The organism is Pannonibacter sp. SL95, assembly GCF_026672425.1.
Classification (GTDB): domain Bacteria; phylum Pseudomonadota; class Alphaproteobacteria; order Rhizobiales; family Stappiaceae; genus Pannonibacter.
The window spans coordinates 414,801-435,690 of sequence record NZ_JAPPRC010000005.1 but is presented as its reverse complement, the minus strand read 5'-3'; the positions used below and the strand labels follow the sequence as shown (position 1 = coordinate 435,690).

Annotated in this window: 23 protein-coding genes and 1 tRNA gene; 10 read left to right on the top strand and 14 right to left on the bottom strand. The window is 64.4% G+C overall.

The window, feature by feature from the left end:
• The first annotated feature begins 39 nt into the window (after positions 1-39).
• From OVA12_RS16940 to OVA12_RS16930, 3 genes are read left to right on the top strand one after another with little or no spacing between them, the layout of a single operon-like run.
• The gene (locus tag OVA12_RS16940) at positions 40-717 is read left to right on the top strand and encodes an NlpC/P60 family protein (RefSeq protein ID WP_268133661.1); all 678 of its coding nucleotides are present in this window, start codon (positions 40-42) and stop codon (positions 715-717) included.
• A gap of 25 nt (positions 718-742) precedes the next feature.
• Positions 743-1,210, top strand: coding sequence for an inadl protein (locus tag OVA12_RS16935; RefSeq protein WP_268133660.1), 468 nt, complete (start codon positions 743-745; stop codon positions 1,208-1,210).
• Between the two features lie 4 nt (positions 1,211-1,214).
• Positions 1,215-1,466, top strand: a complete 252-nt coding sequence (locus OVA12_RS16930) for a hypothetical protein (RefSeq protein ID WP_268139404.1) — start codon at positions 1,215-1,217, stop codon at positions 1,464-1,466.
• Between the two features lie 768 nt (positions 1,467-2,234).
• Here the strand turns inward: OVA12_RS16930 and OVA12_RS16925 are convergent.
• The 6 genes from OVA12_RS16925 to OVA12_RS16900 all read right to left on the bottom strand — a co-directional run bounded on the left by OVA12_RS16925 (position 2,235) and on the right by OVA12_RS16900 (position 4,848).
• Positions 2,235-2,864 carry a hypothetical protein gene (locus tag OVA12_RS16925; protein ID WP_268139402.1) on the bottom strand — a complete coding sequence of 210 codons (630 nt, stop codon included), beginning with the start codon at positions 2,862-2,864 and terminating at the stop codon, positions 2,235-2,237.
• Positions 2,865-2,984: 120 nt separating this feature from the next.
• Positions 2,985-3,374, bottom strand: a complete 390-nt coding sequence (locus OVA12_RS16920) for a hypothetical protein (RefSeq protein WP_268139400.1) — start codon at positions 3,372-3,374, stop codon at positions 2,985-2,987.
• 250 nt (positions 3,375-3,624) lie between these two features.
• Complete coding sequence (locus tag OVA12_RS16915) at positions 3,625-3,876, bottom strand: hypothetical protein (RefSeq protein ID WP_268139398.1); 252 nt, start codon at positions 3,874-3,876, stop codon at positions 3,625-3,627.
• 62 nt (positions 3,877-3,938) lie between these two features.
• Positions 3,939-4,193, bottom strand: coding sequence for a hypothetical protein (locus OVA12_RS16910; protein ID WP_268139396.1), 255 nt, complete (start codon positions 4,191-4,193; stop codon positions 3,939-3,941).
• 145 nt (positions 4,194-4,338) lie between these two features.
• On the bottom strand, positions 4,339-4,548 hold the full coding sequence (locus tag OVA12_RS16905; protein WP_268139394.1) for a hypothetical protein: 210 nt from the start codon (positions 4,546-4,548) through the stop codon (positions 4,339-4,341).
• A gap of 87 nt (positions 4,549-4,635) precedes the next feature.
• Positions 4,636-4,848: a hypothetical protein gene (locus OVA12_RS16900; protein ID WP_268139392.1), complete on the bottom strand. Its 213-nt coding sequence runs from the start codon at positions 4,846-4,848 to the stop codon at positions 4,636-4,638.
• Between the two features lie 227 nt (positions 4,849-5,075).
• On the opposite strand from OVA12_RS16900, the gene OVA12_RS16895 reads away from it, so the two are divergent.
• The gene (locus OVA12_RS16895; protein ID WP_268139454.1) at positions 5,076-5,918 is read left to right on the top strand and encodes a DNA adenine methylase; all 843 of its coding nucleotides are present in this window, start codon (positions 5,076-5,078) and stop codon (positions 5,916-5,918) included.
• A 19-nt stretch (positions 5,919-5,937) separates the two neighbouring features.
• On the opposite strand, the gene OVA12_RS16890 is transcribed toward OVA12_RS16895, so the two are convergent.
• Complete coding sequence (locus OVA12_RS16890; protein ID WP_268139390.1) at positions 5,938-6,306, bottom strand: DUF4214 domain-containing protein; 369 nt, start codon at positions 6,304-6,306, stop codon at positions 5,938-5,940.
• Positions 6,307-6,531: 225 nt separating this feature from the next.
• Positions 6,532-6,605, bottom strand: a tRNA-Cys gene (locus tag OVA12_RS16885).
• 330 nt (positions 6,606-6,935) lie between these two features.
• Between OVA12_RS16885 and OVA12_RS16880 the strand changes: the two genes are divergently transcribed.
• The 5 genes from OVA12_RS16880 to OVA12_RS16860 all read left to right on the top strand — a co-directional run bounded on the left by OVA12_RS16880 (position 6,936) and on the right by OVA12_RS16860 (position 13,921).
• On the top strand, positions 6,936-7,598 hold the full coding sequence (locus tag OVA12_RS16880) for a protein-L-isoaspartate O-methyltransferase family protein (protein WP_268139388.1): 663 nt from the start codon (positions 6,936-6,938) through the stop codon (positions 7,596-7,598).
• Between the two features lie 237 nt (positions 7,599-7,835).
• Positions 7,836-9,212 carry a TolC family outer membrane protein gene (locus OVA12_RS16875; RefSeq protein ID WP_326493919.1) on the top strand — a complete coding sequence of 459 codons (1,377 nt, stop codon included), beginning with the start codon at positions 7,836-7,838 and terminating at the stop codon, positions 9,210-9,212.
• A 350-nt stretch (positions 9,213-9,562) separates the two neighbouring features.
• Entirely contained in the window at positions 9,563-10,252 is a 690-nt protein-coding gene (locus OVA12_RS23915; RefSeq protein ID WP_326493918.1) for a PopZ family protein, read from the top strand.
• 156 nt (positions 10,253-10,408) lie between these two features.
• A complete protein-coding gene (locus tag OVA12_RS16865) occupies positions 10,409-13,240 on the top strand; it encodes a valine--tRNA ligase (RefSeq protein ID WP_268139385.1) in 2,832 nt (943 codons plus the stop codon).
• Between the two features lie 129 nt (positions 13,241-13,369).
• Positions 13,370-13,921 carry a DUF2155 domain-containing protein gene (locus tag OVA12_RS16860; RefSeq protein WP_268139382.1) on the top strand — a complete coding sequence of 184 codons (552 nt, stop codon included), beginning with the start codon at positions 13,370-13,372 and terminating at the stop codon, positions 13,919-13,921.
• 70 nt (positions 13,922-13,991) lie between these two features.
• On the opposite strand, the gene aat is transcribed toward OVA12_RS16860, so the two are convergent.
• From aat to OVA12_RS16830, 6 genes are all read right to left on the bottom strand, one after another.
• Positions 13,992-14,690 carry a leucyl/phenylalanyl-tRNA--protein transferase gene (gene aat, locus OVA12_RS16855; RefSeq protein ID WP_268139380.1) on the bottom strand — a complete coding sequence of 233 codons (699 nt, stop codon included), beginning with the start codon at positions 14,688-14,690 and terminating at the stop codon, positions 13,992-13,994.
• A 28-nt stretch (positions 14,691-14,718) separates the two neighbouring features.
• The gene (gene accC / locus OVA12_RS16850) at positions 14,719-16,065 is read right to left on the bottom strand and encodes an acetyl-CoA carboxylase biotin carboxylase subunit (RefSeq protein WP_268139377.1); all 1,347 of its coding nucleotides are present in this window, start codon (positions 16,063-16,065) and stop codon (positions 14,719-14,721) included.
• 11 nt (positions 16,066-16,076) lie between these two features.
• Positions 16,077-16,550: an acetyl-CoA carboxylase biotin carboxyl carrier protein gene (gene accB, locus OVA12_RS16845; protein ID WP_268139375.1), complete on the bottom strand. Its 474-nt coding sequence runs from the start codon at positions 16,548-16,550 to the stop codon at positions 16,077-16,079.
• Positions 16,551-16,574: 24 nt separating this feature from the next.
• On the bottom strand, positions 16,575-17,015 hold the full coding sequence (aroQ, locus tag OVA12_RS16840) for a type II 3-dehydroquinate dehydratase (RefSeq protein ID WP_268139372.1): 441 nt from the start codon (positions 17,013-17,015) through the stop codon (positions 16,575-16,577).
• A gap of 134 nt (positions 17,016-17,149) precedes the next feature.
• Complete coding sequence (locus OVA12_RS16835) at positions 17,150-17,923, bottom strand: DsbA family protein (RefSeq protein ID WP_268139369.1); 774 nt, start codon at positions 17,921-17,923, stop codon at positions 17,150-17,152.
• Positions 17,924-17,974: 51 nt separating this feature from the next.
• Positions 17,975-19,315, bottom strand: coding sequence for a M48 family metalloprotease (locus OVA12_RS16830; RefSeq protein WP_268139367.1), 1,341 nt, complete (start codon positions 19,313-19,315; stop codon positions 17,975-17,977).
• Positions 19,316-19,735: 420 nt separating this feature from the next.
• Between OVA12_RS16830 and OVA12_RS16825 the strand changes: the two genes are divergently transcribed.
• On the top strand, positions 19,736-20,851 hold the full coding sequence (locus tag OVA12_RS16825; RefSeq protein WP_442793890.1) for a pyridoxal phosphate-dependent aminotransferase: 1,116 nt from the start codon (positions 19,736-19,738) through the stop codon (positions 20,849-20,851).
• Positions 20,852-20,890: the final 39 nt, after the last annotated feature.

The window sequence follows — 20,890 nt, the reverse complement described above, 5'->3', positions numbered from 1 at the left end:
CTGGCTCGCTTCGGCGGGCCTTTTTTTATGGAGATCGAGATGGACTGGAAAGAGATCCAGCGGGCGCTGGAGGCCAAGGGCTTTCGGCCCGGGGCGATTGACGGCATTCCCGGGCGGCGCACGCGCGCGGCTGTCGTGCGGTTTCAGGCAGCGCATAACCTGACGCCGGACGGGATCGTCGGGCCGGTGACGCGTCGTGCGCTGCTGGGGCCGGTGTCTGGCGATCTGGAGCCGTCCTGGCTGACCGTCGCCCGCTCCAAAATGGGGCTGCATGAGCGGCGCAACCGGGGCGGGCTGATGGCCTGGCTGCGGTCGGACGGCAAAACGCTGGGCGATCCGTCGCGGCTGCCCTGGTGCGGGGATTTTGTCGAGACCTCGCTTGCACTGGCGCTGACAAATGAGGTGCTGCCCACCAATCCGTATCTCGCCCGCAACTGGCTCACGTTCGGCGTGAAGCTGGCGCGGCCGTCTGTCGGCGCGGTGGCAGTGTTCTGGCGCGGCTCGCGGACGGGCTCGTCCGGACACGTCGGGTTCTATGTCGGCGAGGACGCGACGCACTATCACATTCTCGGCGGCAATCAATCGAACATGGTGAGCATTGCCCGCATCGCCCGCGATCGGCTGCTCGGCTTCCGGTGGCCGGCCTCGGTGCCGCTGCCGCTGACCGGTCCTGTCGCCCTGACCGCTGAGGGTCAGGTGACCACAAACGAGGCGTGACGCCTCGCAATCCCAGGAGACTGACATGCGCATGATGATGACGCTGGCGCTCGGCGCTGGCCTGCTTTTGCTTGCCCTCAACCCGGCTGCGGCCTCGACCGTGGTCGACCTGTCGCCGATGGCGGCGCCCGTGATCGAGATCGGCCTGACGCTGCTGGCCGGCGCTTTGCTCTGGCTGTTGCGCCGGGCGATTGCCGTGTTTGAGGATCGCGCGGACATGCAGCTCGACGAGCAGATGCGGGCTCGGTTGCAGGACGCGCTGTTTTACGCGGTGGATTTCGCCCGGTCCAAGGTTGGCAGGGTGACGGCCGGGCCGCTGACGGTGGATCTCCGCAACGAGATGGTGGCCGAGGCCGCGCGCTATGCGATGGCGGCGGTGCCGCAGGCGCTGACCTATTTCGGGATCGACCGGGGGCGGCTCGTCGAGATGATCGAGGCGCGGCTCGGTGCGGATCTCAACGGCGACGGTGTTGTCGGGCGGTCTCAGGGCTGAGCCGATGGCTACGGTGTGGGCGATTCTAGCCGAGGTGCTGGCCGCGTTTGCCGGCCAGCTCCTCGATCGCTGGCGGTTGATCCGTCTCACCCGGGCCGAGGGCCGGGGGCAGGCCGCGCAGGCTGTGCGCGAGGAGGTGCGGGATGCGAGATGGACGGTTGATCAGATGGTGGCTGGTGGCGGGGGCCTTGACGCTCTGCGCCAGCGGCTGCGCGAGCGGGCCGCCGCTCGTCAGCACGGCAGCCGGCGGCGCTGACCGGGCGCTGGCCTGCGAACAGCTGCGGCCGTTGCTGGCGGCTGTCAGCTGGGAGCCGGAGGATATGGACCACGCGAGCGACCGGCTGGTGCTGTCGCTGGCGCGAATTGACACTTTACAGGAGCGATGCGGTGAAACTGATTGATCTGATCGGGCAATGGCTTGCCCACGCGTCGCTGACCAAATGGCTGATGATACTCGCCTTTGCCGTTCTCGGCGCGTTGATGCAGCGGGACCTGTCCCTGTGGGGGCGGCTGCTGGCGGTGGCGGCAGGGCTCGGCGCGGCGGTGATTTTCGCCGAGCCGATCCGGCAGTTTTGTCGCTCGACCCGACCTGGTCGGACGCGGTGGCGGCGGGGCTGGCGCTCACGGGGCGCAACTGGGCTGCGTTCGCGCTGCGGGCAAGCAGGGACCCGCTGGCGACAGCGCGCGATGTGTTGGGGCTGTGGCGGGGGCGGAGTTGACACCGCGCAAACTGCGCGCATAGGATGCGGCATCCCCTCACGCGAGGGGATGATCCGTATCTGGTTGTGGGTCGGACTAAGTTCCTCGCACACGCGGGGATGATCCGTATCGCATCACAGCGCGGACTAAGTTCCCCGCACACGCGGGGATGATCCGTATCGAATGGTGGTGCGGACTGCGTTCCTCGCACACGCGGGGTTTTGCGCCTAGCGCCGTCAGGCCTGAGATTTCTCAGCCTGGCGGCCGCAGGCCAGCGCAGCGGGTTTGTTGCCCCCCCCCTGTGAGAGGAGGGCTTTTCGGTTGGTTAGCCGGCATTCCGGGCCATGAGGTCGGCGAGGAAATTGCAAAGTGCCGGAACGAATTGGCGCGGGATCGTGATATCAGCCGTCGCCCGTTCGCTGAACATTTCAAACTCGACAGTCGCGCTGGCTCGGTTCGGTGATCCCGGCCGGCCAGATTTGAGGACCCAGCACGAACTCACGTTATGGCCGGAACCGCGCCGCAGAAATCCGAGAGCAGCGAGGTCGGCATCAATAGCGTTAACAGCGCCGCGCTCTGCCTCGACGTGGGATTTGCGCTCGTTGATCTGCCGCATGCAGTCGTGGCACGCGCCGAGGGCCGCTTCGACGAGGCCTGCCGCCAGTTCTGCCGTCGAGGACTCCGACCAGGACGGCGCAATCGACGCGCCAAACGTGTTCTCGCCCAGCCAGTCAGCCACCGACATGGGGCGGCCGTGATCAGCCGGGGGCGTCAGATAGAGGCCGACGGAGCGTTTGTTGGCGTCATGGACGGCGGTGAACACAATCCCGTCGGGGCTGTTAACCTGCCCGTAGTGCGGGATTTCGGCATCAATCGTCCACCCCCAGCCGTCGCCGAGCGCGGCGCACAGGGTGCTGAGATGATCTGCGAAGCGGAACGCGGTTTCGTTGGTCAATTTCGTCTCCTCTGACATTCGGCCCAGGCGTCATCGCCTTGCCATGGTCAGAATATAGAGCGGAAATCCCGCATTGTAAAGGGGCGATTTGTGGATGCGGGAGTTTTTCGCCCGCGATGCTCAATCCGCCAGCGCGGCATCCCGGAGTGTTTTCCAGATCGGCCAGTCAACGGCGCCGGCCGAGCGGGCGAGCAGGTCCCGGCCCCGCGTGGGCTTGATGCCGATGGCCTCCCAGGCGGATTTATAGCCGTTGCCTCCAAGGCGCTGCGACAGCGTCTCCAGAAGTGTGGCGACCAGGTCGGTCGCCGGGGGCATGTCGCAAACGCCGAGGCTCCTGATCTCCTGCCGTACCGCATCGGCGGTCAGGGCTGCCGGGTGGTCGGCGTGTTCGCCGCGGCGACCTGCCGGCGCGCAGGGCGGCGAGGGGGCGCCGATCAGAGCGCGCTCGGCGTCTTCGCGGGCGATGGCGCGGATGATCAGCGCCTGGGCGAGGTTGGAATGCATGGTCATGTTGCTCGCGTGTTGACGGGGCCTGAGGTGCATCGTATGGTTGAGGGGTCAGCGCATGGGGCTGGCGGTGTCGCGGTGGTCCTGCCTGTCGCGCTGGATCGAAACTTAGTTGTTCTTTAGTATGTGCCTTGGCACATGCCAATGTCGCGGTGGCTAACGCTGTCGTGTTGGATCGAAACCTAGTTTTTCTTTAGGTTGGGCTCATGCCCAAGCGAACAGCCCGCCCGGAAACGAGCGGGCTGTTTTGTTGTCAGTGCCTGGTCACTGCGACCATGTCGCGCGGAATGCCGAGAACAGCCTCAGCCAGCCAGCCGTGGCCATAGAAGCCCATCCGCATGCCGTGGCGCATGAGGCGCTGCACCATGGCCGCGCAGGGCTGCCATTCGCGCCGTTTGGCCCACCCGGTGGGGCAGGACGGGACGGTAAACCACTTGTCGCCTTGCTTGGCAAAAAAGGCACCGTGGGTGTTGCTGTCGCAGTAGATTTCGACCTTGTCTGTCATGGCTTTGGCCTCGCAGTATCGTTTGGACATGGTGCCCGCCGTTTTGGCGGGCACCGGGCCGGTCAGGCCAGCGGGGCCAGGTCGCGGGAGACGCCGCGCTTGGCGTCCCAGACGCGGCCGGATTCGATGGCCTCGCGTGCGGCAATCGCCTTCGCATCGCCTGCGCAGGTCCAGAGCGCGTCGATCATCTCGGCCAGCTGGGCGCTGGTCAGGGACTTGATGACGCTGTCAGGCAGGTACTCGGCCATGGCCGCGAAGCTGCGCGGGGTGCTGCCGATCCTGGAAAGCTTCGCGGCGCGGGTGATCTTGATGCTCATGTTCTGTCTCCTCTGACATCGGCCTAGGCTGTATCGCCTCGCCATGGTTAGAATATAAAGCGGAAATCCCGCGTTGTAAATAGGTAATCAAGATGCCTTGCGCAATTGTTGGTAGGGCCGCGGCTGAGGCGCGGCCCTGTCCGTCTCAGCGCATCGCGTGGATTGCGAGGGCGGCCTTGTAGGTCGCCTGAGCGGTTTCGAGCGGTGTGTCTGCTTTCAGGAGGCCGCCGACCGACGTGTTGCGGTTATGCGTTTCAAGGTCCGAAATAGCTTCCGTTACCACCTTCAAGGCTTCTTCCAGGGAGAACCGGGTCGCTTCGAGGCAGGCTTTGTATGCGTCGTTCGTATTGGTCATCTGTGTGTCTCCTCTGACATTCGGCCTAGGCTCTACCGCCTCGCCATGGTTCAAATATAGTGCGGAAATTCCGCACTGTAAAGAAGATTATCGGGCCACTGGTAAAAATTCCGCCGCGATCACTCGTGAGCGGTCGCGGATCATGATCTCGACGCCCTGGCGGCAGGTCCGTGCGGCCTCGAATGCGCCGCGTGCCACGGTCACATTCGCGCAGCGCGCGATCAACTCGACGATGCGACCCGTTTCATCGCGCGCCTCGACCGTGATCGGGAGGTGTTCCGGGAGCGTGGGGTGCGGCATGTCGGGGGCTCAGAGTTCGCTTTTTGTTCTTTTGCTACATGACTGCCCGAGCAGTCAATGGCAACTCAGATCCCGCTGACGCGGGGGCCGGGATCACCCGGCAATCCGGTACGCTCCTGCAAGATTGTAACCGGACCGATGGCCTAGACATGCATCGCCCCGCGATCAGACCCGTGGGTCTGATTCTGCTGACCGCAGATCGCGCGCATCAGGAAGGCCAATTCCACATGTTGTCAAATCTCTTTGGGGAGCGGGAAACCTCGCCCGTCTCTCCCGTTGCGCCCTGGATCGGGGGTAAGCGCGTGCTCGCCAAGCGGCTTACACGGCTGATCGCTGCCGTCGAGCACAGCCTTTATGCCGAGGCATTCGTGGGCATGGGCGGCGTGTTCCTGCGGCGGCGGGTGTTGCCGAGTGCCGAGGTGATCAATGATTTTTCCGGCGAGGTGACGACCCTGTTCCGGATCTTGCAGCGGCATTATCCGCAGTTTCTCGATTGCCTCCGGTTTCAGATCACAAGCCGGCGCGAGTTCGAGCGGCTCACCCGGGTCGATCCGTCGACGCTGACGGATCTCGAGCGCGCTGCCCGGTTTTTGTACCTGCAACGGACGGCCTTCGGCGGCAAAGTTCGTGGGCGGACCTTCGGCGTCGTCACCGATGGGCGCGGTCGGTTCGACCTGACGACGCTGGCACCCATGCTCGAGGCGGTGCATGAGCGGCTCTCGGGCGTCATCATCGAGAACCTGCCGTTTCAGGAGTTCATCCCGCGCTATGACCGGCCGGGTACGCTGTTCTACTGTGATCCGCCGTATTTCGGCTGTGAGACCGACTACGGCAAGGACATGTTCGCCTGTGACGATTTTACGCGCCTGGCTGAGTTGATGGCCGGGCTGCAGGGGCGGGTGATTCTGTCGATCAACGATACGCCGGAGGTGCGCGAGATATTCGGCCGGTTCACGATGCTGCCGGTGACCGTAACCTATTCGATTTCGGAGGGTGCGCCGGGCGAGTTTGGCGAGCTGATCATTGCCAATTTTGAGCACCCGCTTTTGGCGAGCCCGGCGGCGCCGTGAGGTGCCGCCGGGGCTGGTGTCAGGCTGCGTCGTGGTGCCAGCCGACCAGGGTGGCGTACTCGGCGGACAGGGCAAATCCGGCGAGCGCGTCGCCCATGTCGGCGCGTCCGGTGTAGAGGAGGTCCAGCCATGCGCTGGACTCCTCGACGCTGCCGGCGCGGTTGAGCGCGTTGCTGTAGAGCCGTTGCACGATGACTGATGGCGTGCCGCCGAGCCCTGTGCCGGCGGCAAACTCCGCGCTGGCGGCAAACGCGTCGGCGACGCTGTAGAGGTCCAGCTGGCCGGATGTGATCAGGTCGATGTGATGGGCGAGGCCTGCCGCGTCGGGCGGGCGGTTGAATGCCGCGTCATAGAGCGCGGTGATTTGCTGCTGCAAGGTCAGGGCCATGTGGCTCTCCAGTTCGGAGGGCCTGTGCGACGCGGAATCAGCCAGCCCGGCGCGGGGGTGGACGGAGCCGCACAGGCGGTCTCCGGTCATGCGCCGGGATAGGGGATTGCAGGTCGTGCCCGGGAACGGCGGGCGAACAAAAAAGTCCCACCTTTTCCGGCATGGAAAAAGGTGGGACCAAAAAAGGCGAAAAAGCCTTTGTTTTCAGCGTCAGTAAAGGAAGGCTGGAGGCCTCGCCCGGAATCGAACCGGGGTTCACGGATTTGCAATCCGCTGCGTCACCACTCCGCCACGAGGCCGTTGCGTGCCTTTTCAAGGAGATGGTTGCCGCTGTCAAGGGGCCGAACTGCGGCTGTCACCGAATTTGCACATTTGTCTCGGCTGAAGTTGTCGCGCAGAACGGAATGGGGCTCGCCAAAACTGACGATTTGCAGGTGAATGATTTCCACTGCGCCGTCATGTCGCGCTGCGCGGCCGGTCGCCAGTCTGGCCACAGATCTGGCCACAGAACGGGTGACAGAGAGGGATGCCGATACGAGGAGCCCTTGTCAGCGCTGGCTCGCCTCGTTAAGGGAACAGCAGAGAGAGGACGGTCGCAGTGCGCGGCCGCACAAGGCATGAGGCTCGCCATGGGTGATTATGCACAGTCCCGCACGCGGATGGTCGACAACCAGCTGCGAACCAATGATGTGACCGACCTTCGCATCCTCGACGCGATGGAACGCATTCCGCGCGAGATGTTTGTCGCGGCCTCGAAGCGGCCTGTGGCCTATATCGACGAGGACGTCCTTGTCTCGGACACCGGACCGAACCGCTATCTGATGAAGCCGCATGTCTTCGGCAAGCTGGTGCAGCTCGCGCTGGTCAAGCCGACCGACGTCGTCCTGGTCGTCGGCGGATCGACGGGCTACAGCGCTGCCGTGCTTGCAAGCCTCGCCGGCGCGGTCGTCATGGTCGAGGAAGACGCGGCCCTTGCGGCCAAGGCAAGCGCCACGCTGGTTGAACTCGGTATCGAGAATGCGGCTGTCGTCGAAGGCAAGCTGACGGCCGGCTGTGCCTCGGAAGGTCCGTATGACGTGATCGTGCTGGATGGCGCGGTCGAGGTCCTGCCCGAGAGCCTGGCTGCGCAGCTGAAGTCCGGTGGCCGTCTGGTTGCGATCGAGGGACTGGGCCGTGCCGGTGTTGCCCGGCTCTACCAGGCCTCCGGCGATGCGATCGGCGCGCGTTTCGGCTTCAACGCCAATGCGCATCTGTTGCCGGGCTTCGAGAAGGCCCGCGAATTCGTATTCTGATACCCGCCGCCCCGCTCGGGGCGTTGACGCGGCACCCCCGGGACAGGCAGCTCGCCCGCCCGGGGAAATTCTGCGCCTTGCGGAATTAACCTTTTCGTAACATGTTGCTCCCGTGCCGCAGGGGTGCGGAATTGCGATCCAGCCGGATCGTTCGGGGTAGGCATGACCTTCGCGGTGGCTATACTGCCACCATCTTTCGGCACGGGTGGGGGTCCGTGACACAAGGGGCTGACTTCAGTGTATTTTCGCGTATCTCTGACTGCCACAGTCTTTGGCCTCGCAGCGTTGACTTCGGTCTCCGTTTTTCCGGTTTCTGGCGCCAAGGCCGAAACCATCGCCGAGGCACTGGCGCTTGCCTATGCCAACAATCCGACGCTGAATGCTGCGCGGGCTGAACTGCGCGGCGTCGATGAACGCGTCCCGCAGGCCCTGGCCGGCTGGCGGCCGACCATCACTGCGAACGGCAGTGTCGGCAGCATCTCGTCGAGCGGCTCCGGTTTTAACAACTACCGCAACAATGCTTCCATCTCGCTCACTGTGCAGCAGGCGCTGTTCCGCGGCTTCCGGACGGTCAATTCGACCCGTCAGGCCGAGGCGATTGTCCGCTCGCAGCGCGAAAGCCTGAACGCGACCGAGCAGGACGTTCTGCTGTCGGCAGCGGAAGCCTACGTCAACGTCATCCGCGACACCGCACTCGTGTCGCTGCAGCGCTCCGACGTCGAGTTCCTCGCCGAACAGGTTCGCGCCGCGCGCGACCGGTTTGAGGTCGGTGAAGGCACCCGGACCGACGTGTCTCAGGCCGAAGCGCGCCGTGCGGAAGCACAGGCGAGCCTCAACAGTTCCATCGCCAACCTCAATTCCAGCCGGGCGATCTATCGCCAGGTCGTCGGCATCGAGGCGCGCAGCCTTTCGGCCAGCACGCCGGTCGGCAAGCTGGTCCCGAAGACCCTCGAGACCGCTCTCATCACCAGCGAAGACAGCCAGCCGCTGATTCGCCAGGCGCAGCATCTGGTCGACGCGGCACAGTTTGCCGTCAAGACCATCGAAGGCGAGGCGCTGCCGACCGTGTCGGTCGAAGGTTCCGTGGAACGGTCCTGGAACCCGTCGTCGAACGTTGCCGTGTCGAACTCGGCATCGGTGTTCGGCCGCGTGTCCGTTCCGATCTATCAGGGTGGCACCACATCTTCGCGCGTGCGTCAGGCCAAGGAAGAACTGGGCCGCACCCAGATCCAGCTCGACGTCGTTCGTGACCGTATCCGCGCCAACGTGATTTCGGCCTGGGGCCAGTATCAGGCGGCAGAGGCATCGATCAGCGCAGCGCAGGCCGCCGTTGAAGCGCAGCAGCTGGCGCTTGAAGGCGTCATCGAAGAGCAGCGCGTCGGCCAGCGCACGACGCTCGACGTTCTCGATGCCCAGCGTGAACTGGTCGACCAGCGCGTCAACCTCGTCACCGCTCAGCGCAACCGCATCGTGGCTGCCTTCCAGCTGATCTCGGCAACGGGCAAGCTGGATGCGGAATACCTGGGCCTGAAGGTCGCCCGTTACGACCCGAAGGAGCACTATGACAAGGTGCGCGACAAGTGGTTCGGCATGAAGACGCCGGACGGCCGCTAAGTCTGGCCTCCGGACAGCGAATCAGACAGGCCGGGCATGTTGCCCGGCCTTTTGCTTTTGCTCCCTTCGTGGTGGCACGAAGGGCGTTTTTCTCCCGTTGAAGGGGTTAGGCGTGCGCTTTTGCCGGGATTGGTTCAAACGCAAGCAGCCCGGGTCAGCAATCGTTGACCCTTGGACAGCTTTTGAAGGGGAAAAGGCTGGCATGGGACCAACGGCGTCCTATCCTGCGCAGACTTGACGTCGCATAATTGATTTAACCGAATCGTAACAGTTGGTCTTTGCGACGGTGCGTAGCTGATTCAGTGCTGGGGGAACTCATGTCGAAGGCGAGTCAGGCCCAAGAGCCCTCGATGGAAGAAATTCTGGCGTCCATCCGCCGGATCATCTCCGACGAGGAAGCTCCGGCCGCCAAGAAGGCCGCGCCTGCACCTGTTGAAGAGGAGCTGGACATCGATGATGCTTTCGAGGCCGCCGAGGCCGAGGAAGACGTCGCGATGTCGCAGGACGATCTCGACAAGCTGTTCGACATGGACGGCGGCGACGATGCCGACGACGCAGGTGACGTCGCCTTCGCCGAGGAAGAAGGCGAAGACGTTCTCGAACTGACCGAAGAACTGGCCGTCGACGAGGACGAAAGCGACGATTTCGACATGGTCGAAGGGCTCGCCGAAAGCGTCGACGACGACAGCGGTGATATTGCCTTCGTCGAGGAGGAAGAGGAGGAGGTCGCGTTCGAGGCACCGGCTCCCGCTCCCAAGCCGGTTGCCAAGCCGACAGTCGCGACAAAGCCGGTCGACATGAGCCAGCTTGACGAGGTGGACGAGAGTGAACCGCTCGTCTCCGATGGAACCGGCGCTGCCGTTCATGCCGCCTTCGAGAATCTGTCGACCACGATCCTGTCTGCGAACGCCCGCACGCTGGAAGACCTGGTGACCGACATGCTGCGACCGATGCTGAAGAACTGGCTGGACCAGAACTTGCCGGTCATCGTCGAGCGCCTCGTCCGTCAGGAAATCGAGCGCGTAGCCCGCCGCCGCTGAACAGGTGCGGTCGGCAGATCCGTCTGGAAGCGCCGCCCGCCGGGCGGCGTTTGCGTTTCTGGCCTCCGCTGCCGCCAATCCCGCTGTCGCCGGTTGACTCGGCCCGAGCCATCCGATTTACACGGGACCACGTATCCTTGAGCTTCGAGTAGTTTCATGCTGGACAAGACCTATGACGCGGCAAGCGTCGAGCCGCGCATCACCGAAATGTGGGAACAGGCTGGAGCCTCGCGCGCTGGAGCCGGCGCTGCCGAGGGCGCGCCGTCCTACACGATCGTGATCCCGCCGCCGAATGTCACTGGCTCGCTGCATATGGGCCATGCGCTGAACAACACGCTGCAGGACATTCTCGTCCGCTTCGAGCGCATGCGTGGCAAGGACGTGCTGTGGCAGCCGGGCATGGACCATGCCGGCATCGCCACGCAGATGGTTGTCGAGCGCCAGCTGGCCGAACGCAAGGAGCCGTCGCGCCGCGAGATGGGACGTGCGGCCTTCCTCGACCGGGTCTGGACCTGGAAGGGCGAGTCCGGCGGCATGATCTTCAACCAGCTGAAGCGCCTTGGCGCTTCCTGCGACTGGAGCCGCGAGCGCTTCACCATGGACGAGGGCCTGTCCGCCGCCGTCCTGGAAGTGTTCGTCTCGCTCTACAAGGAAAAGCTGATCTACAAGGACAAGCGGCTCGTCAACTGGGACCCGAAGCTGCTGACCGCGATTTCGGACCTGGAAGTCGTGCAGCAGGACGTCAAGGGCAACCTCTGGCACTTCCGCTATCCGCTGGAGGGCGGGGCGACCTATCAGGCGCCGATTGCCTTCGACGACGAGGGCAACCCGACCGAGTTCGAGACCCGCGACTATATTGTCGTCGCCACCACGCGTCCGGAAACCATGCTGGGTGACACGGCTGTTGCCGTGAACCCGGAAGACCCGCGCTACAAGGACCTGATCGGCAAGCATGTCATCCTGCCGCTCGTCGGCCGGCGCATCCCGATCGTCGGCGACGACTACGCCGATCCGACCGCCGGCTCCGGCGCGGTGAAGATCACCCCGGCGCATGACTTCAACGACTTCGAAGTCGGCAAGCGTCACGATCTGCCGATGATCTCGATCCTCGACCGCGAAGCTGCGGTCGTCCTCAGGGACAATCCGGAGTTCCTCGAGGGCGTTCCTGCTTCGGCGATGCTGGACGAGACGATGGCCGCTTTCCACGGCCAGGACCGCTTTGTCGTCCGCAAGGCGCTGGTCGCCCGCATGGAAGAGCAGGGCCTCCTCGACCGGATCGACGATCACCCGCACATGGTTCCGCATGGCGACCGCGGCGGCGTGCCGATCGAGCCGATGCTGACCGACCAGTGGTATGTCGATGCCGCAACGCTCGCCAAGCCGGCCATTGCCTCCGTCCGCGAAGGCCGCACCAAGTTCGTTCCGTCGAACTGGGACAAGACCTATTACGAGTGGATGGAAAACATCCAGCCCTGGTGCGTCTCGCGCCAGCTGTGGTGGGGTCACCAGATCCCGGCCTGGTACGGCCCGGACGGTAAGGTCTTCGTCGAGAAATCGGAAGCCGAGGCAATTGCCGCCGCCAGCGCCTTTTATGGCAAGCCGGTCGAGGTGACGGACACCGAAGCGGCCATTGCCTCCTGGGAAGCCGGGGCAGGGGACAAGGTCCTCATGCACCGCGACGAGGACGTGCTCGACACCTGGTTCTCCTCCGCGCTGTGGCCCTTCTCCACGCTCGGCTGGCCGGACAAGACGCCGGAGCTTGCCCGCTACTTCCCGACGTCGGTTCTCATCACCGGCTTCGACATCATCTTCTTCTGGGTTGCCCGGATGATGATGATGTCGCTGCATTTCATGAAGACCGAGCCGTTCGAGACCGTCTACATCCATGCCCTCGTCCGTGACGAGAAGGGGCAGAAGATGTCGAAGTCGAAGGGCAACGTCATTGATCCGCTTCAGCTGATCGACGAATTCGGCGCCGATGCGCTGCGCTTCACGCTGGCTGCCATGGCAGCGCAGGGCCGCGATATCAAGCTGGCGACGAGCCGCGTCGGCGGTTATCGCAACTTCGCCACCAAGCTCTGGAACGCAGCCCGCTTCGCCGAGATGAACGGCTGCAAGCGTGTCGCCGGCTTCGACCCGGCCCGTGCGACGCGGACGCTCAACCGCTGGATCGCGACGGAAGTCGGCCGCTGCGCCGAAGATGTCACGGCGGCGCTGGAAGGCTACCGCTTCAACGATGCGGCCAATGCCGTCTACCGCTTCGTCTGGAACACCTATTGCGACTGGTTCCTTGAACTGGCCAAGCCGGTGTTCAACGGCGATGACGAGGCCGCCAAGGCCGAGACGCGCGCCACCGCCGCCTGGGCGCTGGACGAGATCCTCAAGATCCTGCACCCGTTCATGCCCTTCCTCACCGAAGAGCTGTGGGAGCGTCTTGGCGAGGAGACCGGCAAGCCCGATCAGATCCTCATGCTGTCCAGCTGGCCGGCTCCGGCGCTGGTCGATGCGGCTGCGGCTGACGAGATCAACTGGCTGGTCGGGCTCATCACCGAGATCCGCTCCGTGCGCTCGGAAATGAACGTTCCGGCCGGGGCGCAAGTGCCTGTCGTGGTCGTGGGGGCGAATGAAGTGACGCAGGCGCGTCTGGCGACGCATGAGGCAGCCATCCAGCGGCTTGCCCGCGCCGATGCTCTGACACAGTCCAGCGAGCTGCCGAAGGGCGCGGCGCAGATCATCTATGGTGAGGCAACGATCTGCCTGCCGCTCGCCGGTGTCATTGACCTTGCCGCCGAGCAGGCACGCCTGAACAAGGAACTGGGCAAGATCGCCGAAGAGATTGGGCGCATCGAGAAGAAGCTCTCCAATCCGGCCTTCATCGAGAAGGCCAAGGAGGAAGTGGTGGAAGGCGAGCGCGAGAAGCTCGCTGAACTCACCGAGCGCAAGGTGCAGACCGAAATCGCGCTGAGCCGTCTCGCCCAGATCGGCTGAGTGCCTGAACTGGACTGGCTGTCGGCCGCTCATCGTGGCCGGCAGCCGTGCGTTGGCCTTTTCGGGGCCGCAATCCGGCGCTAGAAGCGCCAATGGCCTCGCGCCGATGAATCAGTGCCGAAGGATGTCATGCGGCTTTCTATCAGGATGAAGCAGATCGGGATTGGTCTTGTGGCCCTCAGCGGTCTTGGTCAATCGCCAGCCCTTGCTGAGAAGATCGAGAACCCGGTGGCCGTCTTTTCCGGCCTCGACAAGATCACCGGCCGCATCACCAGCTTCGATGTCTATATCGGAGAGACGGTGCAGTTCGGCGCGCTGCAGGTGACCCCGCGCGTCTGCAACACCCGGCCGCAGACGGAAAACCCGCAGACGACGTCCTTCGTCCAGGTGGATGAAATCACGCTGAACAACGAGGTCCGGCGGATCTTTTCTGGCTGGATGTTCGCGGCCAGCCCCGGCCTGCATGCCGTCGAGCATCCGGTCTATGACGTCTGGCTGACCGATTGCCGTCAGACCTCGACGGTCCCGCCGCCGGAAGGCTACGCAGGCCCGCCGGTGCAGATCGTCCAGGAAGGTGCTGATACGCTGGGCGCTGGTGCCCCGGCTGCCCCCGATGCAGCAGCCGCGCCGCTGGATGGTGTTGCCGTGCCCGTGCCCCGGCCCAAGCCGCCGCTGTTCTGAGCAGGGCGGCCTGCGTACTGATAGCGTGACCTGAAAGAGGCCTCGTCATGGAGGCCTACAGATCGCTTGGTCAGGAGGCGTCTTCAGCCTCTGCGCGACGGTCCAGGATATCCATGACCATCGCGCCTGTCGCCGCGGCGGGGAGGGCGGTGTAGTTGCCGTCATGCGGCAGCGCGGCCTGCAGCAGGATCTCGTAGTCCTGCTTGTCGACCTCGATCGCGCCAAAGCGGGCGAGATGCTCGGTGACAAACTGGGTGTCGAGCAGGCGATAGCCGCCGGCAATCAAGCGGGCGGCAAGGTGCACGAGCGCGACCTTTGAGGCATCGCGCTCGAAGGAAAACATGCTTTCTCCGAAGAATGCGCCGCCGAGGCTGATGCCGTAGAGCCCGCCGACCAGCTTGCCATCACGCCAGGCTTCCACCGTGTGGCAATGGCCAAGGTCAAAGAGGTCGCCGTAGAGGCGGCGGATTTCGCCGTTGATCCAGGTCTTGCGCCGGCCCGGCGCCGGTGTGGCGCAACCGTCAATGACGCCCTGGAACGTGCTGTCGATGCGGATCTCGAACAGATCGGCGCGGACCGTGCGGGCGAGACGCCGGGGCACATGAAACGTCTCGAGCGGCAGGAGACCCCGCCGCTCGGGTTCGACCCAGAACAGGTCCGGATCCTCGGCAGACTCTGCCATCGGGAAGATGCCGCAGGCATAGGCGCGGAGCACCAGCTGCGGCGTGATCTCGGGCAGGTCGCCGTTCTTGTTCTTTCGCTTTGCCATGACCGTTTCCGGGGCCTCAGGCCCCCGTTCAGGCCTTGTCCTCTGCCAGATACTTCTCCAGCCAGTGAATATCATACTGGCCGTTGGCGATGTCCTGGTTGTCGACCAGTTCGCGGAACAGCGGGATCGTCGTCTGCACACCGTCCACGACGAATTCGTCGAGGCAGCGGCGCAGGCGCATCATGCATTCGACGCGGTTGCGGCCATGCACGATCAGCTTGCCGATCAGGCTGTCGTAGTAGGGCGGGATCTTGTAGCCCTGATAGACGCCGGAATCGACGCGCACACCAAGCCCGCCGGGCGGGTGGTAGTAGGTGATCATGCCCGGCGACGGGGCGAAGGTGCGCGGGTTTTCTGCATTGATGCGGCACTCGATGGCATGACCTTCGAACAGCACGTCTTCCTGGCGCAGGCCAAGGGTGCCGCCGGCGGCGATGCGGATCTGCTCGTTGACGAGGTCAATGCCGGTGATCATTTCGGTCACCGGATGCTCCACCTGCAGACGGGTGTTCATCTCGATGAAGTAGAACTCGCCGTCCTCGTAGAGGAACTCGATCGTGCCGACACCGCGGTACTTCAGCTTGCGCATGGCATCGGCGACGATCTCGCCGATCTGGGCACGCTGGCCAGCGTTAAGGGACGGGGACGGGGCCTCTTCCAGCACCTTCTGGTGGCGGCGCTGCAGCGAGCAGTCGCGTTCGCCCAGATGGATGGCATTGCCCTGCCCATCGCCGAGAACCTGGATCTCGATGTGGCGCGGCTTGGCGAGATACTTCTCCATGTAGAGAGCATCATCACCAAACGCAGCCTTGGCTTCGGCGCGAGCGGTGGCCAGCGCGTTGTCGAGATCGGCTTCGGTGAGGGCGACCTTCATGCCGCGGCCACCACCACCGGCAGCAGCCTTCACGAGCACCGGGAAACCGATCTCGCGGGCGATGGCGTGGGCGTCGTCCTTGGGGCCGACGGCGCCATCAGACCCGGGCACCACCGGAATGCCGAGGCGTTTGGCAGTCTGCTTGGCCTCGATCTTGTCGCCCATGATGCGGATGTGTTCCGACGTCGGGCCGATGAAGGTGATGTTGTGCGCTTCGAGGATCTCGGCAAAGCGGGCGTTTTCCGAGAGGAAACCGTAGCCGGGGTGCACCGCATCCGCACCGGTGATCTCGCAGGCAGCGAGCAGCGAGGGGATGTTGAGGTAGCTGTCGCGTGCCGGGGCGGGGCCGATGCAGACGCTCTCGTCTGCAAGGCGCACATGCATCGCGTCGGCATCCGCCGTCGAATGCACCGCCACCGTCGAGATGCCGAGCTCCTTGCAGGCGCGCAGCACCCGGAGGGCAATCTCGCCGCGGTTGGCGATCAGGATCTTGGTGAACATGAGGTCGCCCCTTATTCGATGATGAAGAGCGGCTCGCCGTATTCAACCGGCTGCGCGTCCTTGACGAGGACCTGCTTCAGCACGCCGCTGCGCGGAGCCGGAATCTGGTTCATGGTCTTCATGGCCTCGACGATCAGGACCGTCTGGCCTTCGTTGACGCGCTCGCCAACTTCGATGTAGGGGCGCGCGCCCGGTTCCGGCGACAGGTAGGCGGTACCAACCATCGGCGAGGGCACGACGCCCGGGTGCTTGGCCGGGTCAGCCACTTCTGCGACGGCAGCCACCGGGGCGGCTGCTGCGACCGGCGCGGCAACGGGAGCTGCGGCAGCATAAGTCGGGACCGACGCTTCGATGCGCAGCTGGCGGGCGACGCGGATGCGGAAGTCCTTCTGCTCCAGCTCGATCTCCGACAGGTTGGTCTCGTCGAGGAGAAGTGCCAGCTCACGGATGAGATTCTTATCGAAACCGTTGTTTTCTTTGGTCATCACGGAGTTCTTTCGGTTCTGGCGTCAAGCGCCGATCTTGTGTGCCAGGGCCTCGATCGCCAGGTCATAGCCCTTGGCGCCAAAGCCACAGATCACGCCCAGGGCGACCGGCGACACATAGGAATGGTGCCGGAACGCCTCACGGGCGAAGACATTGGACAGATGCACTTCCACCGTCGGAATGGCCGCCGTGCGGATCGCATCGTGCAGGGCCACCGAGGTGTGGGTATAGGCCGCCGGATTGATGATGAGGCCGCGCGCGACGTCGCCTGCCTCCTGGATCCAGTCGACCAGGGTGCCTTCGCTGTTGGACTGGCGGAAGACGATGTCGAAGCCATGGCGCGCGCCAGTCGCACGGCACTGGGCCTCGATATCCGCAAGCGTGGTCCGGCCATAGGTCTCCGGCTCGCGTGTGCCGAGCCGATTGAGATTGGGGCCGTTCAGAATGAACAGGGTTGCGGGCATTCCGTCTCCAGGGCCGCGAAGTCCGACCTCTTATAGGGATTTGCGGCCGTCAGGAAAAGCCCCGAACGGGGGCATGGTTCGCATGCCCCCAGGAAGTCTTGACGAAAAGTTGCCAGAAGACGCCGTGGCGGTGCTCAGCAGCTCGACTGGCCGCATTTGCGCACCGAGGCGATTGCCGTCTTCAGCGTGTCATAGCCGACGGCGCCCGGGATCACTTCATTGCCGATTACATAGGCCGGGGTCCCAGACAGGCCGAGCTGGTTGGCAAGACCATAGACCTCCTCGAGCGTCGCAAGCACCTCGTCGGAACGGATCGCTGCCTCGATATCCTTGGACGGCACGCCTGCGTCCTTGGCCATTTCAAGGGCGATGGCCCGGTCGGCCTTGCCACGGTTCGACATCAGCGCCGAATGGAAGGCGCCGTACTTGTCCGGGGCGACCGTGTTGACCGCGATGGCAACCTGGGCGGCTTCGATCGAGCCCTGGCCAAGCACCGGGAATTCCTTCAGCACAACGCGCAGGTTCGGGTCTTCCTCGATCAGGCGCTCCATGTCGGACATGGCCCGCTTGCAGTAGCCGCAGTTGTAGTCAAAGAACTCGACCAGCGTCACATCGCCCTTCGGGTTGCCAAGCACCACCTGCCGCGTCGAGTTGAACAGGATGCCGGAACTGTCGCCGACAAGCTTGGCGGTGGCGGCTTCGGCCTCGGCCTTTTCGCGGCGATCAAGTTCGACGAGGGCGTCGCGCACCACTTCCGGATTGTTGAGGAGATAGTCCTTCACGATGGCTTCGATGGCCGCCTTGTCGAGCGGCTTGTCCTGGGCCAGGGCGGGTGACGGCTGCAGAGGCAGGAAAGTCACTGCGCAGGTGAGGGCACAGGCAGCGGCGGCGGCAAGCAGGCGTTTCATGGGTCAACTCCGACTGAACCCGGCAAGGGTCCGACAACAGAAGGGCAGGGTTCAGCGTCCCAGCTTGGGCGGCTTATACGCCACAATATCATCAGCCTGCAGCCATGCCGGTGAACCCGGCTTCAAATTCTTTTGAGCCCGGGCGGCATAGCGCCGCGCGCCTTCGAAGTCCCCGGACATCGACAGGCCCTGTGCGGTCGCAACATCCGCCTCGGCCTGCTTGCCCTGGCGGCCCAAGGCGATGGCGAGCTGGCTGTAGCCGATCCCTGAATTCGGATCCCGCACCAGGCCGGCGCGCAGCACGCGCTCGGCTTCCGGCAGCAGCGACTTGTCATTGGCTCCGACCAGCGCATAGCCAAGCCAGATGTGGAACTGGCCTTCGTCCGGCCGCAACGCCAGCGCGCGCTGGAACGAGGGGATCGCCTCGCGCGGCTTGCCTGATTCGAGCAAGGTTTGGCCCTTCAGCTCATGGAAATGCGGATTGTCCGGCTGTTGCTTGATCAGCGCATCGATGTCCTTCAACGCGCCGCGCCCGCGCGACTGCATCGCCGCAATGGCGCGGGCGTACTGGGCCGGAAGGCTGGTGTCAGAACTGGGATAAACGCGGGCAACCGCATTGGGGTGGCTGGAGAAGGCGATCAGCTTCGCCCGCACCATGTCATGCCGGGCCTGAAGCGCCGGAGGGGCGGGCTTGTCGAAGTACTTGCTCTTTGCCGCGGCAGCCTCGAGCGAGGCGTAGCGCTCGCGCGCCATCGGGTGGCTAAGGGCGTAGGGGTCGGTGTATTTCGAGGCGACAAGCTGCTGGTCGGCGAAGCGCTCGAAGGTTTTGAGCATGCCTCTTGCCGACTGTCCGGTCATTTCGAGGTATTTCAGCGCGGCCTTGTCTGCGGCGGCCTCCTCGCCGCGCTGATAGGCGAGCAGCGAGCGCTGGCCGATGCTGCCCGCGCTGAGGGCCATGGCCGCACCGCTGCCATCGATGCCGCCGGCCCCTTGTGACGCACCCGCCACGACGGCGCCGGCGCCCAGAACCATGCCGATCACCGACATGATCTGCGCATTGGCGAGCGCCTCGCGCAGGCGGACCAGATGGCGGCCTGCGATATGGCCCGATTCATGGGCAATGACGCCGATGACCTCGCCCGGCGTCTGTGCGTCCATGATGACGCCGATGTTGATGAACATGCGCCGCGCGTCGGGTACGAAGGCGTTGAAATCCTTGTCATTGACCAAGATAATCTCGACCTGACCCTGGTCGATGCCCGCCGCCTTGAAGATCGGCCGGGCGTAGTCCCGGAGCAGCTCTTCCGTCTCTGCATCGCGCACAAGCGGGATCTTGGCGCCCTGCGCCTGAAGAGGCGAGGACAGGCCTGTCATGGCCAGCGATGCGGTCATCGCTCCAGACAGCGTCAGGGCCAACGTCCGGGTCAGTGTTCGCGCAATCAGGCGGCGGCAGGATGTGGCCAGCGAACCTTCTGTGCGACCAGGGGAAAGCTCAGTCTTCTCGCTCACGGGCGTACCTTGCATTGCATGATCAGTATCGGCGGTCGTTGTCACACGCGCCGTCGGCAGTCTTCCTCGCGCAACCTTGTCAGGGAAGGGTAGGCAGCCCCCGCTGGCAGGTCAACCGTATCGCTTCTCAGCGCCAGTCAACTGATTGAATGGGGCGACAGCGCGGCAGCGATGGAGTAGGGAAACGTCCGCAGCCCTTCCAGCTGCGCCATGCGTCCCGATCCTCCTGTTCTTCGAGGTTATGCCGTGTCCAGTCCCAAGCTCTCCGCGTCCCGCCGCAGTGCCGTTGATCCGTTCATCGCGATGGACATTCTGGCCGCAGCGCGAAAGCTGGAGGCCGAGGGGCGCAGCATCATCCACATGGAAGTCGGGCAGCCGGGCGCGCCAGCTCCGGCACTGGTTCTGAACGCCGCCCGACAGGCGCTGGAAGGTGGCAGGCTCGGCTACACCGAGGCGGCCGGCATCCAGTCGCTGCGCAAGCGGATTTCGCGTCACTACCTCGACACCTATGGCGTCGATGTGCCGGAAGCGCGCGTGATGGTCACGACCGGATCGTCGGCCGGGTTCAACCTCGCCTTTCTGGCAGCGTTTGATCCGGGCGACCGGATCGTGCTGACGGCGCCAGGCTATACGGCCTATCGCAACATCATCCGCGCGCTTGGGCTCGTGCCGGTCGAGATCGAGGTCGGGCCGGAAACACGATGGAGCCTGACGCCCGAGCTGATCGAGGCCGCCCGCGCCAATGGACCGGTCAAGGGTGTTCTTGTCGCGAGCCCAGCCAACCCGACGGGCACGATGATGACCCCTGAGGCGCTGGCTGAACTCGTCTCTTACTGTGAGGGCGAGGGCATCTGGTTCATTTCCGACGAGATCTACCACGGGCTCGTCTACGAGGGGCAGCAGGCGACGGCACTGTCCACCTCCGACAACGTGATCCTGATCAACAGCTTCTCGAAATACTATTGCATGACCGGCTGGCGCATCGGCTGGATGATCCTGCCCGAGTGCCTGATGCGCCCGGCCGAGCGGATTGCCCAGTCGCTCTACATCTCGCCGCCGGAATTGTCCCAGATCGCCGCCACGGCGGCGTTTGATGCCACAGCCGAGCTGGAACTCGTCAAGGCCGGCTACGCGGCCAACCGGTCGATGCTGCTCGAGCGCCTGCCGCGCATCGGCTTCGACCGCCTGTTGCCTGTTGATGGGGCCTTCTACGTCTATGCCGACATCGGCGGGTTCTGTGATGACTCCCTGGCCTTTACCCGCTCGATGCTGACCGAAGCGGGCATTGCGGCAACGCCGGGGGCCGATTTCGATCCGGTCCATGGCGCAAGCTTCATGCGGTTTTCGTTTGCCGGCGCGACGGCGGATATTGCGGAGGCTCTGGATCGCCTCGCCATCTGGATGCAGCGGCGCGGGTAAGACCTCACGGATCGCAGGCGCAAACGTCTCTCCCGGTGT

What these genes read in the sequence shown, in the direction of transcription:
- OVA12_RS16940 (WP_268133661.1), top strand. Translation starts at nt 40, where the DNA reads ATGGACTGGAAAGAGATCCAGCGGGCGCTGGAGGCCAAGGGCTTTCGG.
- OVA12_RS16935 (WP_268133660.1), top strand. Translation starts at nt 743, where the DNA reads ATGCGCATGATGATGACGCTGGCGCTCGGCGCTGGCCTGCTTTTGCTT.
- OVA12_RS16930 (WP_268139404.1), top strand. Translation starts at nt 1,215, where the DNA reads ATGGCTACGGTGTGGGCGATTCTAGCCGAGGTGCTGGCCGCGTTTGCC.
- OVA12_RS16920 (WP_268139400.1), bottom strand. Translation starts at nt 3,374, where the DNA reads ATGACCATGCATTCCAACCTCGCCCAGGCGCTGATCATCCGCGCCATC.
- OVA12_RS16915 (WP_268139398.1), bottom strand. Translation starts at nt 3,876, where the DNA reads ATGACAGACAAGGTCGAAATCTACTGCGACAGCAACACCCACGGTGCC.
- OVA12_RS16910 (WP_268139396.1), bottom strand. Translation starts at nt 4,193, where the DNA reads ATGAGCATCAAGATCACCCGCGCCGCGAAGCTTTCCAGGATCGGCAGC.
- OVA12_RS16905 (WP_268139394.1), bottom strand. Translation starts at nt 4,548, where the DNA reads ATGACCAATACGAACGACGCATACAAAGCCTGCCTCGAAGCGACCCGG.
- OVA12_RS16900 (WP_268139392.1), bottom strand. Translation starts at nt 4,848, where the DNA reads ATGCCGCACCCCACGCTCCCGGAACACCTCCCGATCACGGTCGAGGCG.
- OVA12_RS16895 (WP_268139454.1), top strand. Translation starts at nt 5,076, where the DNA reads ATGTTGTCAAATCTCTTTGGGGAGCGGGAAACCTCGCCCGTCTCTCCC.
- OVA12_RS16890 (WP_268139390.1), bottom strand. Translation starts at nt 6,306, where the DNA reads ATGGCCCTGACCTTGCAGCAGCAAATCACCGCGCTCTATGACGCGGCA.
- OVA12_RS16880 (WP_268139388.1), top strand. Translation starts at nt 6,936, where the DNA reads ATGGGTGATTATGCACAGTCCCGCACGCGGATGGTCGACAACCAGCTG.
- OVA12_RS23915 (WP_326493918.1), top strand. Translation starts at nt 9,563, where the DNA reads ATGGAAGAAATTCTGGCGTCCATCCGCCGGATCATCTCCGACGAGGAA.
- OVA12_RS16865 (WP_268139385.1), top strand. Translation starts at nt 10,409, where the DNA reads ATGCTGGACAAGACCTATGACGCGGCAAGCGTCGAGCCGCGCATCACC.
- OVA12_RS16860 (WP_268139382.1), top strand. Translation starts at nt 13,370, where the DNA reads ATGCGGCTTTCTATCAGGATGAAGCAGATCGGGATTGGTCTTGTGGCC.
- aat (WP_268139380.1), bottom strand. Translation starts at nt 14,690, where the DNA reads ATGGCAAAGCGAAAGAACAAGAACGGCGACCTGCCCGAGATCACGCCG.
- accC (WP_268139377.1), bottom strand. Translation starts at nt 16,065, where the DNA reads ATGTTCACCAAGATCCTGATCGCCAACCGCGGCGAGATTGCCCTCCGG.
- accB (WP_268139375.1), bottom strand. Translation starts at nt 16,550, where the DNA reads ATGACCAAAGAAAACAACGGTTTCGATAAGAATCTCATCCGTGAGCTG.
- aroQ (WP_268139372.1), bottom strand. Translation starts at nt 17,015, where the DNA reads ATGCCCGCAACCCTGTTCATTCTGAACGGCCCCAATCTCAATCGGCTC.
- OVA12_RS16835 (WP_268139369.1), bottom strand. Translation starts at nt 17,923, where the DNA reads ATGAAACGCCTGCTTGCCGCCGCCGCTGCCTGTGCCCTCACCTGCGCA.
- OVA12_RS16830 (WP_268139367.1), bottom strand. Translation starts at nt 19,315, where the DNA reads ATGACCGCATCGCTGGCCATGACAGGCCTGTCCTCGCCTCTTCAGGCG.
- OVA12_RS16825 (WP_442793890.1), top strand. Translation starts at nt 19,736, where the DNA reads ATGGACATTCTGGCCGCAGCGCGAAAGCTGGAGGCCGAGGGGCGCAGC.